Raw genomic sequence first — 13711 nt, 5'->3', positions numbered from 1 at the left:
GCATGGGGTTGGCGGGAAAGAGATCTGGGAGGTCCATGAATGGAGGCCTCGTCACCGTGACTTCGGGATTCCATCCGTTTGCATCACCAAATGATGCCGTGAGGTTTGAGTAGGTCGCAGGGTTTGGGAGGTGCCGTAGGGTGCGTCAATCGAGTTGCCACTTGTCCGCTAACTGCGTAGCTCTCCCCCATGTCCATGAAACTTCCCAAAGGGGTGACTCCTCGAAAATTCGCCCGTGCTCTCCAAGAGTGGCGTGAACGCAAGGCGTTCAGCCAGCGGGATGCGGCGGAGTTCCTCGGCATCAGCAAGCGCACGCTGGAAAACTGGGAGCAGGAGCGCGCCACGCCGCGTGGCTATGCCGTGGTGGCGCTCATTCGACTCATCGACCCGATCGCCAAACTTTCACCGTCCACGAATCGGGAAAAGCGATGAAAGTTGCATCTCGTTGCGCAACGAAGTCTCAACCCAAAATGGCATCGACGAGTTTTCTCGGACGACGGGGCATGGCTTTTGGCTTCTTGGGCTCAGGAGGACTCCATCCCTTGGCGGGCATGATGGCGAACCATTCCTTGGCTTCCGGTTCCGTGACTAATTCGCGGTAGTGCTTGAAGATGATGTCTGGCGAGTTGCCCGCTTCCAAAGCCACTTTGGCGGCATCTTTGACGACGGCCAGACGGTAACTGATGTAGGAGTGTCGAAGCGCATTTCGAGGCCATTCCATGCCGAGCGTTTCTGCCAACTTGGTGAGATCAGGCGCAGTCTTTCCAACCACCTTGCCTTCTCGCGGCAATAGCTCAATCCATGCCGCCAGATTATCACTGATCGGCACGATTCGCCGCGACGCTGTCTTGGCCTGATCCGCCCTCAACGTGATGATTCGTCGGGCCAGATCTACCGCCTGCCAGTCCAAACGCTTGATCTCGGCCATGCGCAACCCGGCAAATCCGCCAATAGCCAGAAGCGCCAACTCTTCCGATGAAGCTGCGGCAAGAAGCTTGATCATCTCCGCTGGTTGGAAGATTTCCGTCTTCGTCTCACCCTCCTTGGCAATGGGCACCAGTTCTGCCGCGGTGGCTTCCGATTGCGGTAGATAGCCGCGTGACTTGGCGAAAGAGAAGAACACCTTGATGCAGCGGTGCAGAGAATTGCGAGTCACCGGAGTGTGATTGAGGCTGCGAAGCCAGCGGTCAATGTCACCAGACTTGAGGGTCAAAATCTCGCCGGGAAAAGCGACCGCAAAGCGCTTCACACTTCCAGATAGTTGGAACCGATAGATGCGGCTGAGATTGTCTTCCGCCTTGGCCTTCACAAACTCATCAATCAGGTCCGGCACTTTCACCCCGAGTTGCACGCCCCGATTGCGCCGTACGAACTCCTGGATGGCTGCCATCAGTGGCACGTCACCGAGCAACTCTCGGCAGCGAGCGTATTCCTCCACCGCAGCCACCAGCGGCATTTTGAAGGGAGCCATCAGACGTTCGGCAGCGAGATGGTTTTCTCGCTGGGCAGAAGTCAGGTCGTTGTTGGAGGATTTACCTTCCTGAATCTGGCGGGCCATCAACTGAGCCTCAGCTTTGGCCTTTTCGAGACTGCCGAAATTGCGCCGCACGCGCTTGCCGTTCATGTGATAGGCCACGGTGTAGCAATCCCATCTGCGGACACGGCCCTTGTAGATCGGCACCACTGCGCTGCCATGCTTGATCTTCATGAAAGGCCGCCCCCGTTTCCGAGCGCCCTCCGAGCTTGTCATAATTGTGTCCTGCATACCGCCGGGTGAGGCGTCAACCTCTGGCGATATGCCCTCTATAACCCCTTGATTATGTAGGCTTTGAGAGTTTTCTTCTTCGAGAAAAAGAGGCTCGGCGGCATAAGATTGGCAATCGAATCTACTTCAGCCGCTCAATCGGAATCACCGCCATCTCGGCACTGTTGAGATTGCCCTTTCGGCCGCCGTTGTTGGAGAAGCCAACGTAGAGCTTGCCATCGTGCTCGGTGGCACAGGGATAGCTCAAGGAGGACTTCGGATTCGACTCGCCGGGACCGTTGTGCTCGGCGTGGCGGATGACGAAGACTTGGCTGAAGACCCCTTTGCCCGGCTCACTGATCGCGATTGTCAGCGGGGCACGTCGGCCACCATTGTTGGCGGCATTGGTGCAGACGAGGTAGCGGCGGCCGTTGCTCAACATGCCTGCGGCTGGCTTGCTGGTGGTCATGGGCAGGTTGCTTTCTCCCATGGTGCTCCAGGTGCGGCCGAAGTCGGCGCTCTTCGCGGTCAAGGCGAGCGGTTTGGCTCCGTAGCGGGCGATGTTGAGCACATTCGGACCGTCCACGACGATGGATGACTCACCCCACATCTTCATTCCGTCATGCACGGGGATGCTGACGAAGTCCCACTTCGTGAAGTCATCGCCATGACTGATGGCGACGGCGGCGGGAAAGGTGCCGTTGTTTGAATAAGGCCCCGCGCTGATGCCGGGCATGATCCAGCTTCCATCGCCCATCTTCACTGGCTGGTTCAGCGCCCAGAAGCCGTTGTCGAGCACGACGCCGTGTTTCACCCATTGGCCGGTGGCTTCATCGAGCGAGTAAGCACGCGTGTGGATGTGCTCCATGTGGTTGTAGTAAGCGCCGTGGAAGGCCCACAGCTTCCCGGCATGGGACAGGAACACGCCATGACTCACCGCGAGGTTCTGCTCCTCCCCTGCGTCAATGACGCGAAGCTCGCTCCACGTCATCCCGCCATCTTCGCTCACGCGATACTGCGCCTCTTCAGTCACAGTGTTCTCATTGCCTTGGTTGTGGCCGATGGAGGCGTAGAGCTTCCCCTTGTGCCAGCAAAGGCCGACGCCATGGAGAAAGGTGTAGCCGTCCGCTGCCTTGTCCCATTTCTTGATGACGTGAAACTCCACGCCATCGAGCACAGGTTGGTCCTTGGCTTCCGCGAGCTTCTGCGAGTCGTCCCACAATGGAAAATCCGCCGTTTTGGGCTTTGGCAGCTCATGCGTGGCGGTAATGGGCTGATAAGTCGCGGCGATCTCCTCCGCAGTCATCACGCGGGGCTCGAATCGCACCTCATCAAGAGCTCCGTGGAATGACTGACGCGGCCTGCCATCGTCCAAAATGCCTCCGAGCGTGATGGATGCCTGGGTGGCGGGCAGCGTCTTTTTCAACTTCACCGCGCCCACGGGCTTGCCATTCAAAAAGAGCGCCGCTTTGCCAGAATCAACCGTCAGTGTTGCCAGATGCCAATGACCGGCTTTCAATGCCTCGGAGCAGGCAATCTCACTCCACCCATCCTGCCGCAGATGTGCCTTCAATTTGCCATTCGGCTCGATGCTGATGCCCCACTGGCGTTCGCCGAGTGAGTAACGATTTTTGCCGATGAGCATCTGCTGTGAGCCTTCGAGCACATATGGATTGAACCAAAGCAAGACGGTGAAGCTGCCATTGAGCTGCGCGGTGTTCTGCAATTCGATGACGGAGCTGCCATCCAGCACGAGGCTTTGGCCGATAGCGCCTGCGGCAGTCTTGACACTGCCGTGAACTTGAATGGACTCTTTTGCGTCATCCAGTTTCCACCCTTCTGCATGGGCAGTGATGAGCGGAACCAGCGACAGCAGCAAGGCAGAAACAGATTTCATGGCTCACGAGAAACGTGGCGACTTGTGCCAATCGTGAGCCAACGGCGCAATTCGACGTGATATGTTAACATCCTGCCAACGGCTCGCCCAAGCTCTTGGAGGTGATCACACCGCCCGCTCCAGCTTCTCATCGATGCGGGCGACGAGGGTATCGAGGAGTTCGCTGTTGCCGAAGCGCTCCACCACACCGGCGAGGAAGCCTTCGATGATGAGCTTGCGGCTTTCGCTGTCGCTGATGCCGCGAGCTTTGAGGTAAAAGAGTTCTTCATCGCTGATGGGGCCGCTGGTGGCTCCGTGGCTGCACTTGACCTGGTCGGCGTTGATTTCGAGGCCGGGGAGGCTGGTGGCTTCGGCTTCGTTGCTGTTGAGCAGGTTGCGGCAGGTCTGGTAGGCGTCGGTGTAGTGGGCACCTTCATCGACGATGATGAGGCCGCTGAAAATGCTGCGGGACTGGCCGTAGAGGGCGTTTTTGTAGAGCAGGTCGCTCGTGGCGTGTGGGGCTTTGTGACGCTGAAGCGTGCGCTGATCGACGATTTGATCGCCGATGGGCAAGGAGACGCTGAGCATGTCGCTGCGAGCGCCCTGGCCGACGAGGTCGCTGACGCTTTCGCTGCGGCTGAAGGCGGCACCGAGCTGCACCTGGAAGCTTTTCACGCTGGCATCGCGTCCGGCGGTGATGCTGGAAAGATGCAGCGCCTGGGCGTCATCGGCCAGTTCCTGGCAGGCGGCATAAGTGATCTTGCTGCCGCTGCCGCCGACGAGATCGGCGATGGCGATGCTGAGGCCGCCTTCCCCTTCGAGACTGCGGTAATGATCGACGACGCTGACCTCGGCGTGATCGCCCGTGACTATCAGCGTGTGCGGAAAGATGGCCGCGTGATCACCGACGACCCAATGGAAGACCTCGACGGGCTTTTCGATGACAACGTTCTTCGGCACGATGATGACTGTGCCTGCCTTCACATGCGCAAGATGCAGCGCCGCGAATTTGCCGGACCCGAGCGCCTGCTCGCCTTTCATGAAGTGCTGCTGAAGCACGTCAGCGTGTGTTTTGAGCGCTTCCGAGAAGCTGACGCACACGACACCAGCAGGAAGGCCTGTGATATCAGACTCGACGAGCGTGTCGTTCACGAACACAAAACGTGCCGCGCGTTCTTTGAGGCCTTCGGTGGCAGCGAGAGCAGCCTGGATGTTCGCAGCAGTCGGTGAGGCGGCAGGCGAGTGATCGGCGAGTTCGATCTTCTTCGCGCTGGAGTAGCGCCAGTTTTCGTCCTTGAGGCCGGGAAGCGGCAGTGATTGGAATTCAGTCCACGCGGCTTCGCTGCGGGCATGGAACCAGCCGGGGGCGGAGGATTCGTCGCGTGTTGGAGCGATGATTTCGAGGCCGGAGGGAGCGGGAGAATCGGGAGTTTGAGACACAGTGACAGATGTGTTTTTGGAAGCAGTAACAAGTGCGGCGGACATGGCGAACAAAGTGTGCGGGTGCTCTTGATCAGCCGACGCTGCCTTCCATTTCGAGGTCGATGAGGCGTTTGAGCTCCACGCTGTATTCCATCGGGAATTCCTTCACGAGGTCGTTGATGAAGCCGTTGACGGACAAGCTCATCGCCTCGGCTTCGGTCAGGCCGCGCTGCATGAGGTAGAATATTTGGTCAGCGCTGACCTGGCTGACGCTGGCTTCGTGCTGGGTGCTGTGCTGATTGCCACGGACACTGATGGCGGGGTACGTGTCGGTGTGGCTGTTGCTGTTGATGAGCAGGGCGTCGCACTCGGTGTTGTTTTTGCAGCCTTTGAGGTGCTTCGGGATGTGGACGAGGCCGCGATAGGTCGAGCGGCCCTGGCCGATGGAGATGGATTTGCTGATGACGTTGCTGGTGGTGTCATCGGCGGCGTGGACCATTTTGGCACCGGTATCCTGATGCTGGCCGCTGTTGGCCAAGGCGATGCTGATGACCTCGCCACGGGCGCGTTTGCCTTTCATGATGACGCCGGGGTATTTCATGGTGAGGCGGCTGCCGATGTTGCAGTCGATCCAGCGTACTTCCGCGTCTTCATGCGCGATGCCGCGCTTGGTGACGAGGTTGAAGACATTGCTGCTCCAGTTTTGCACGGTGACATACTGGATCTTCGCGCCTTTCATGGCGACGAGTTCGACGACGGCGCTGTGCAGCGTGGCGGTCTCAAACTTCGGCGCGGTGCAGCCTTCCATGTACATGACCTCGCTGCCTTCATCGCAGATGATGAGCGTGCGCTCGAACTGGCCGAACTGCTCGCTGTTGATGCGGAAATAGGCCTGGAGCGGGTGTTTTACCTTCACGCCCGGTGGGACGTAGATGAATGAGCCGCCGCTGAACACGGCGCTGTTGAGCGCGGAGAATTTGTTGTCGCCAGTCGGGATGACTTTGCCGAACCACTTTTTGAAGATCTCGGGGTGTTCTTTGAGACCTTCGCTGCTGTTCACAAAGATGACGCCCTGCTCGGCGACGGCGGCTTTGATGTTCGAGTAAGCGGCTTCGCTGTCATACTGAGCTTCGACACCGGCGAGGAATTTGCGTTCCTGCTCAGGGATGCCGAGGCGATCAAAGGTCTTCTTCACGTCCTCGGGCACGTCGTCCCAGGAGCGCTTCGGCTTCTGGCCGTCGCTGAGGTAGTAGCGGAATTCGTCGAAGTGGATGTTTTCGAGGTCCTTCGTGGCCCAATGCGTGGGCATGGGTTTGTCCTGGAAGATCTTGAGCGCCTTATGACGAAACTCGCGGATCCAGTCGGGATCGCCCTTCACGTCGCTGATGTAATCGACAGTCTTCGACGTGATGCCAAAGCCGGAGTCGAATTTGTTGCGCTCGGGGAAGGTGAAATCGCCGACGCTATCGACCTTGATGTCGGAGATGTCGTTTTCGACGGGTTCTGGGGCGGTGACCATAAAGTTAAAGTTTGGCGGGTTTCAGGTTTAAAGTTTCAGGTTCCAAGTTGGGAGCGCTTTAGGGTGGCAAGGATGCAAGCCGTAGAGTGACCGCTGCTTTCTTTGATGGGTGTCATGGAAACCAGTTCCCAACCTTGAGCCCCGAGGTCGTTCAGCTTCGATCTAACGAGTTGCTCGTCGATCTGAGGGCCGCTGAAGACGCCGTTTTTGAGGTCAAAGCGAGCTGTGATGTATTCCCAATTGGATTTCATAGTCGTTACGCCGCTTTCGCCAGCATCTCCTCATGGACCCAGTCGTAGCCGCGTTCTTCGAGTTCGAGGGAGAGCTCTTTGCCGCCGGTTTTGACGATGCGGCCGTCTTTGAGGACGTGGACGATGTCGGGCTGGATGTAATTAAGGAGGCGCTGGTAGTGGGTGATGACGAGGAAGCCGCGGTTCTCGCTGCGCATGGCGTTCACGCCGCGGGAGACGATCTTGAGGGCGTCGATGTCGAGACCGGAGTCGGTTTCGTCGAGGATGGCGTATTTCGGCTCCAGCATCATGAGCTGGAGGATCTCGTTGCGCTTCTTTTCGCCGCCAGAGAAGCCTTCATTGACGCTGCGGCTGGTGAAGCTGCGGTCCATTTCGAGCTGATCCATGCGGGCGTAGAGCTGCTTGTAGAACTTCACGGCGTCGATGTCCTCGCCCTTCGGCAGGCGGGCTTTCAAGGAGGCGCGGAGGAAGTTCGCGTTGCTGACGCCGGGGATTTCGTGCGGGTATTGGAAGGCGAGGAAGAGACCCGCGCGGCTGCGGGCATCGACAGCCATGTCGAGGATGTTTTCCCCATCGAGGAGGACCTCGCCGCTGGTGACTTCATAGTCTTCGTGGCCGCAGAGGACCTTGCTCAGCGTGCTCTTGCCGCTGCCGTTCGGGCCCATGATAGCGTGGACTTCACCGGACTTGATGGTGAGGTTCAGGCCTTTGAGGATTTCGCGGCCGGGGATCTGGGCGTGGAGGTCTTTGATCTCGAGTGACATGTCGTGGGTGTTGGCGGGGGGGAATGACGAATTCAGAATGACGAATGACGAACTACTTCGCCGCGCAGGCGTCGCAGGTGCCGTGGATGGCGAGGTCGGTGCGGGTGACGCGGGTGCCTTTGGGGAGGTTCCAGAACTTGGCGGGGTCGAAGTCGGCGTTGGGATGCGCGTCGATGACCTTGCCACAGGTTTCGCAGTGGAAATGGACGTGCTCGTGCAGATTCGCGCAGTAGCGGGACTGGCCGCGCTCGAGGTGGACGAGCTTGATGAGTCCGGCCGAGGTGAGGTGGTCGAGGCAGTTGTAAACCGTGGCCAGGGAGATGTGCGGGGAGCGGCTTTTCACCCGGTCCAGGATCTCGTAGGCGGTCGGGTGGTCCGTTGAGCCCGCAAGCACGTCAAAAACCTCGCGACGGTGCGGGGTGAGCCTTACATCCGAACCCAGCACGGCGAGACGGCAGTCCAGACCAGAAGGCTTGGCAGGAGTGCGTGAGGAAGAAGGAGGCATGCGGTTTAGAATTAGAATGATTCTAACTGCATTGAAAACGTCTCTTTGGCAAGCGACGGATGCCTTTCCCTCGAAAATTCTTCCGCCACCCGCGCCAAATCGCTCCCGACATGCTACTTCTCCCGCCATGACCCGAGCCCAAGCCGACGACCTCCCCTGGACCCAGCAAAACTCCCCCAAAGGCACTTTCGGCCTCGCTCGCCGGTCACTTTCCATCGCCGCTGGCGGCCAGAAGGACATCGGCACCTGGGGCGGTGGGCACCCCTTCGACCTCGAAATCCAGCGCCTCCCGGCTGGGAAGATCAATTTTCCGCTGCATGAGCACTCCGCCCAATGGGAGGCCTATTACATCCTTAGCGGCAGCGGTAAGGTGCGTACCCCGAAGGGCAAGGAGGCGATCAAGGCCGGCGACTACCTCGTCTTCCCGCCCGGCGAGGCGCATCAGCTCATCAACACCGGCACCGAAGACCTCACCTACCTCGTCATCGCCGACCAGCCACAGGCGGACGTGATCCATTACCCCGATTCCGGTAAATGGATGGTCAAACCGCAGCGCAAGGTCTTCGAGACGGTCGAGGCGGACTACTTCAAGGGCGAGGAGTGAGCCAATCCGCGCACAAGCATTCTGATTTCACGATCACGAAATGCAGGCATGCTGCGCCATGAAAAAATCCATCCTCGCCTGCTGCGCTCTGTTAGCCACGCTCGCCAGTTGCCGCACCGCTCCCATGAACCCTGCGGAAGAGCACGCTTTCGCCCCGGTTCGTGTCGTGCTCGAAACCAACTGCGTCCACTGCCACGGGGACAACCGCCTCTCTACCATGCCGCCGATCAACGACACGCATGCGTTGACGAAGCTGGTCGGCACAAGCTGGATCGTGCCAGGTAAACCCGAAGTGAGCCGCTTCTTCCAAGTCGTCATCTTCCCAGACACCGTCCCCGGAGCCATGCCGCCCAGCGGCCATGCCATTTCCAAACGCGATGTGCAGATCCTGCGGGACTGGATCAAAGCCGGTGCCAAGGTGCCCGCGCGCAACATCACCCTGCATCCTCAGGGCCCGCTGCCGCGTTCGATCTGAGTCACGCGCTAGTCTGGCCGCGCCCACGTCCGTGTGCCAGTTCGCGCAGCAGTTCGAGCTGGATCTGCTGCACCTCCATCAGGCTCGTCACATGTTGGTGCAGCAGGTAGTCCATCTTTTCGTGTAAATGGCGGATTTCGAGCTCCGCCTTGAGATTCACCTTGTAGTCGCCCTCCGCCCGCTGCCGGTCACGCGCCTCCTGGCGGTTCTGGCTCATCATGATCACCGGGGCCTGGAGCGAGGCCAAAAAGGACAGCATCAGGTTCAAAAGGATGAAGGGATACGGGTCAAACGGCCGCGCCAGCAGCAGCCCCGCGTTCACCACGATCCACAGCGCCAGGAATCCGCAAAAGGTGAGGATGAATGTCCAGCTCCCGCCGAAATCCGCGATCTTGTCCGCCAGCCGCTGGCCGAAGGTGAGCTGCTGAATCTCCTCTGACTCCGAAAGAGGGCGCTCGCTCAGCACCTCCTGCTTGTGCAGGCTTTCCACGACTTCCTCATCCAGCTTCGTGAGGTCGCCGACCTGTTTCTCCAGCAGCGTGCGCACATACTCCAGCCGCGCCGCGTTCACCGCCTCCATGCTCAGCAGTGAGTCTTCGTTCAGGGCCGGGTGCCGCTCCCGCAGCACCTGGGCAATGCCCGGCTGCAGCTCCCACAGCTGCTTTAACTGGGAACTGGCATGCGACTTCCCGGTGACGGCGCAGGTGGCGTGCGATTGCTTGTGTGACGATTCCATCGCCAACCATACGTCACCGGCACAATCGTCATTCGGAATTCGTCATTCGCCAATTTCCGCCTACCCTCCGCGCCCGCTTCGCCCACATGCCGCACATCAGTTATCCGCCCGATCTCCCCATCACGCCTCGTCGTGAGGAAATCATCGCGGCCATTCGGCAGAATCAGGTCGTCATCCTCGCGGGAGAAACCGGCTCGGGAAAGACCACGCAGTTGCCGAAGATGTGCCTGGAGGCCCTGCACGATGTGCGCGGCCAGATCGGCTGCACGCAGCCGCGGCGTGTCGCGGCCATGAGCGTGTCGAAACGTGTCGCGGAGGAGTTGAATGTGCCGTGGGGCCGCGAAGTCGGCTGCAAGATGCGTTTCAGCGATGACACGAGCCGCGAGACTCGCGTGAAGTTCATGACGGACGGCATCCTGCTGGCCGAGATCCAGAGCGATCCCATGCTGCGGAACTATTCCGTGCTCATCCTCGACGAAGCGCACGAACGCTCGCTGAATATCGACTTCCTGCTCGGTTATCTCGTCGGTTTGCTGAAAAAGCGGCCCGATCTCAAACTGCTCGTTACCTCCGCCACCATCGACACCGAAGCCTTTTCGGCCGCGTTCGGCGGTGCGCCGATCATTGAGGTCTCGGGGCGGCTTTATCCGGTCGAGATTCGTTACGCGCCGCTCGTCACCGAGGAAGACGACTTCGGTTTCATCGACGGAGCTGTCTCCGCCGTCGAAAATGCACTCATCGAGACCGATGACGGCGATGTGCTCGTCTTCATGCCCACCGAGCGCGACATCCGCGACACACGCGATCTGCTTGATGGTCGCCTCGGCGCGGGCTTCGAAGTGCTCGCGCTTTATGGCCGCATGGCCTCCGCCGAGCAGCAGCGCATCTTCTCACCGGGGCGCAAGCGCCGCGTCGTCATCGCCACCAACGTCGCCGAAACGTCCATCACCATCCCGCGCATCCGCTACGTCGTCGATACCGGCCTCGCGCGCATCAGCCGCTACAATCCGCGCACACGCACGAAGCGTCTGCCCGTCGAGGCTGTGTCACAAAGCAGCGCGAACCAACGCGCTGGCCGCGCCGGACGTGTGCAGGACGGCATCTGCATCCGCCTTTACTCGCAGGAGGATTTTGAGAAGCGCGACCGCTTCACCATGCCGGAAATTCAGCGCGCGAATCTCGCCGAGGTCATCCTGCGCATGAAGGCCTTCAAGCTCGGCGAGATCGAAGACTTCCCTTTCATCAATCCGCCCGTCAGCGCCGCCATCCGCGCCGGTTACGAGCTGCTGCACGAACTCGGCTCGCTCAACGAAACGCACGAGCTCACGCCGCTCGGCCGCGAACTCGCCCGCCTGCCGCTCGATCCCACACTCGGCCGCATGCTGTTGCAGGCACGCACGGAGAAAGCGTTGCCCGAAATGCTCGTCATCGCCGCCGGACTCAGCATACCCGATCCACGCGAGCGCCCCGAAGAAAAGCGCGAGCTTGCCAACGCCGCGCACAAAGCGTTCGCCGCACCCGAATCCGACTTCCTCACGCTCCTCAAGATCTGGAACGCCTGCCCCGACGCCACCGGCAAGTCACGCAACGCGCTGCGCAAGTTCTGCAAATCCAACTTCCTCTCCTTCACCCGCATGCAGGAGTGGCGCGACGTTTGGAACCAGCTTTGCGATTCCTTCAGCAACGATCTCCGCACTCCCACGCCTCCGGCAAACGACGACGCCATCCACCGCTGCATCCTCGCCGCGCAGCTCGGCCACATCGCCATCAAGGAAGAGCGCAACCTCTACAAGGCCGCGGGCAATCGCGAAGTGACCGTCTTCCCTGGCTCGAATCTCTACGAGCGCCGCGAGAAGAACAGCAAAGGCAAACCTGGCCAGGACAAAGGCCGCCAGCCGCTGTGGATCGTCGCGGGCGAGATCGTGCAGACCACGCAGCTCTTCGCACGCACGCTGGCGAAGATTGATCCGAACTGGATCGCCGAACTCGGCGCGCATCTTTGCACGCACAAATACAGCGAGCCGCATTGGAACCTCAAATCCGGCCGGGTCCTCGTCACGCAGCGCACGCTCATTCACGGACTCGAAGTCAAACGCCAGCACATCGACTTCCTCAAAATTGATGCCGTCGCCGCCACGCAGATGTTCATCCGCGCCGCGCTCATCGACAGCCAGGAGGTGCCAATCACGCTACGCTTTTACGCGCACAACAACCTCCTGCGTCAGCGCATCGAGACCATGCTCACTCGCGTGCGCAACAACCGCGTCTATGCCATCGAGGAGCGCCTGTTCCGCTTCTACGACCAGCGCATCAAGAACGTCTCGTCCATTCACGACCTCAACCGCTTCGTCAAAGAGCACCTCGACGAGCAGCCGAACTTCCTCTGCGCCACCGAGGCCGATCTCACCGCCGGTGAGGACTTCGAGTGCGACCTGCAGCAATTCCCCGACAAAGTCTCGCTCGGCAACACCGCGCTGCCCGTCACCTACAACTACAAACCCGGCGAGGAGCACGACGGCGTGACCGTGCAAGTGCCCGCGCAGCTCGCCGGACATCTCACCAGCGGCCAGGTGCAGTGGATGGTGCCCGGCAACCGCGAAGAACTCGCGAACGTCATGCTGCGCGCGCTTCCCAAAGTCATCCGCCGTCAGTTGATGCCCATCGACCCCAAAGGACGCGAAATCGCCGCCGCCTTCGATCCCGGACGCGATGACTTCCTCACCGCACTCGCCGATTTCATCACGCGCCGCTACCGCATCCACGTCCGCGCCGAAGATTGGCCACCGCAAAGCCTGCCCGCGCATTTGCAGCCACGCGTTGAAGTTCTCGACCCAAAAAACAACAGCGTCATCGCCTCCAGCCGCGATCTCGATGCCATCCGCAGCAGCGTCCAAAAACAGGACCTGCGCTCCGATGCTTGGGAGAAGCTCCTCCCGCGTGTCGAACGCTTCGCCCTCAAATCCTGGTCCTTCGGCGACCTTCCCGAGACCATCCTCGTCGAAGAACTCAACGGCACGCCCATCCTCGGCTACCTCGGCCTCGTTCTACGCGACGGCGAGATCGACGTCCGCCTCTTCCGCACGCAAGCCGAAGCCACACGCTCCACGCCGGCCGCCATTCGCAAGCTCGCCGAGAACACGCTCGCCAAGGACCTCGCCTGGCTGCCCAAAGAACTCCGCAGCATCAGCGCGCCCGCTTCCAAGCCGCAGCAACCCGCCAGCTTTCAAGCCGCCCTCTCTCAGCTCGCCGCTCCCGCTGCCACGCCTGTCTCAAACCTCGCCCAACAAGCGCACGAGCACATCCTCGCTCACATGCTGCGCTTGCAGCCCTTGTTCCCGCTCACCGAGAAACGCTTCTTCACCCTCTGCGAAACCGTCCGCCGCGATCTCCCTGCCGTCACCCATCGCGTGAAGACGCTCTTCACGCAGATCCACGACCAGCGCGCCAAGCTCCTTGCGGCCACCAAACGCTACCCCGGCCTCGAACACGACCTCGCCCGCCTCATTCCCGCCGACCTCCTCGCCACCACACCCCACGAGCAGCTCCAGCACCTGCCCCGCTATTTAAAAGCCATTCAAGTCCGCAACGAGCGCTACCTCGCCAATCCCGCCAAAGACGCCGACAAATCCCTCTTCATCACCGACTTCGACCACTGGCAATCCCACGTCCCCAAATCCCAACACGAAACCTTCCGCTGGATGATGGAAGAATACCGCGTGCAGGTCTTCGCTCAGGAACTCGGCACCGCCCAGCCCGTGAGCGTGAAGCGGCTGGAGGCGTTGTGGGTGTGATTCAAGCTACTTAAAAACGAGCAA

Annotated in this window: 12 protein-coding genes; 4 read left to right on the top strand and 8 right to left on the bottom strand. The window is 60.2% G+C overall.

Annotated elements, in window-relative coordinates:
• Positions 1–195: 195 nt before the first annotated feature.
• Positions 196–432 carry a helix-turn-helix domain-containing protein gene (locus tag ACILSI_RS17305; RefSeq protein ID WP_395723158.1) on the top strand — a complete coding sequence of 79 codons (237 nt, stop codon included), beginning with the start codon at positions 196–198 and terminating at the stop codon, positions 430–432.
• Positions 433–460: 28 nt separating this feature from the next.
• Here the strand turns inward: ACILSI_RS17305 and ACILSI_RS17300 are convergent, their stop codons facing one another.
• The 7 genes from ACILSI_RS17300 to ACILSI_RS17270 form a co-directional block, all read right to left on the bottom strand.
• A complete protein-coding gene (locus ACILSI_RS17300) occupies positions 461–1708 on the bottom strand; it encodes a tyrosine-type recombinase/integrase (RefSeq protein WP_395723157.1) in 1248 nt (415 codons plus the stop codon).
• Positions 1709–1886: 178 nt separating this feature from the next.
• Positions 1887–3641 carry an exo-alpha-sialidase gene (locus ACILSI_RS17295; RefSeq protein WP_395723156.1) on the bottom strand — a complete coding sequence of 585 codons (1755 nt, stop codon included), beginning with the start codon at positions 3639–3641 and terminating at the stop codon, positions 1887–1889.
• Between the two features lie 105 nt (positions 3642–3746).
• Positions 3747–5105 (bottom strand): Fe-S cluster assembly protein SufD, encoded by a 1359-nt coding sequence (sufD, locus tag ACILSI_RS17290; protein ID WP_395723155.1) that lies wholly within the window; start codon positions 5103–5105, stop codon positions 3747–3749.
• Positions 5106–5133: 28 nt separating this feature from the next.
• Positions 5134–6561, bottom strand: a complete 1428-nt coding sequence (gene sufB / locus ACILSI_RS17285; RefSeq protein ID WP_395723154.1) for a Fe-S cluster assembly protein SufB — start codon at positions 6559–6561, stop codon at positions 5134–5136.
• 35 nt (positions 6562–6596) lie between these two features.
• Complete coding sequence (locus ACILSI_RS17280) at positions 6597–6812, bottom strand: DUF4177 domain-containing protein (protein WP_395723153.1); 216 nt, start codon at positions 6810–6812, stop codon at positions 6597–6599.
• Between the two features lie 5 nt (positions 6813–6817).
• Entirely contained in the window at positions 6818–7576 is a 759-nt protein-coding gene (gene sufC / locus ACILSI_RS17275) for a Fe-S cluster assembly ATPase SufC (protein WP_395723152.1), read from the bottom strand.
• Between the two features lie 52 nt (positions 7577–7628).
• Entirely contained in the window at positions 7629–8081 is a 453-nt protein-coding gene (locus ACILSI_RS17270) for a Fur family transcriptional regulator (RefSeq protein WP_395723151.1), read from the bottom strand.
• Positions 8082–8208: 127 nt separating this feature from the next.
• On the opposite strand from ACILSI_RS17270, the gene ACILSI_RS17265 reads away from it, so the two are divergent.
• Both ACILSI_RS17265 and ACILSI_RS17260 read left to right on the top strand, forming a co-directional pair.
• Complete coding sequence (locus tag ACILSI_RS17265) at positions 8209–8685, top strand: cupin domain-containing protein (protein WP_395723150.1); 477 nt, start codon at positions 8209–8211, stop codon at positions 8683–8685.
• A gap of 58 nt (positions 8686–8743) precedes the next feature.
• Positions 8744–9160 carry a c-type cytochrome gene (locus ACILSI_RS17260; RefSeq protein ID WP_395723149.1) on the top strand — a complete coding sequence of 139 codons (417 nt, stop codon included), beginning with the start codon at positions 8744–8746 and terminating at the stop codon, positions 9158–9160.
• Between the two features lies 1 nt (position 9161).
• Here the strand turns inward: ACILSI_RS17260 and ACILSI_RS17255 are convergent, their stop codons facing one another.
• Complete coding sequence (locus tag ACILSI_RS17255; protein ID WP_395723148.1) at positions 9162–9896, bottom strand: DUF1003 domain-containing protein; 735 nt, start codon at positions 9894–9896, stop codon at positions 9162–9164.
• On the opposite strand from ACILSI_RS17255, the gene hrpA reads away from it, so the two are divergent.
• Positions 9884–13687 (top strand): ATP-dependent RNA helicase HrpA, encoded by a 3804-nt coding sequence (gene hrpA, locus ACILSI_RS17250; RefSeq protein ID WP_395723147.1) that lies wholly within the window; start codon positions 9884–9886, stop codon positions 13685–13687. The two genes, ACILSI_RS17255 and hrpA, sit on opposite strands and share 13 nt — an antisense overlap.
• Positions 13688–13711: the final 24 nt, after the last annotated feature.

The sequence above is a fragment of the Prosthecobacter sp. genome, assembly GCF_044232965.1.
Lineage (GTDB): Bacteria > Verrucomicrobiota > Verrucomicrobiia > Verrucomicrobiales > Verrucomicrobiaceae > Prosthecobacter.
The sequence above is the reverse complement of the archived record's forward strand: the minus strand, read 5'-3'. Positions and strand labels throughout refer to the sequence as shown.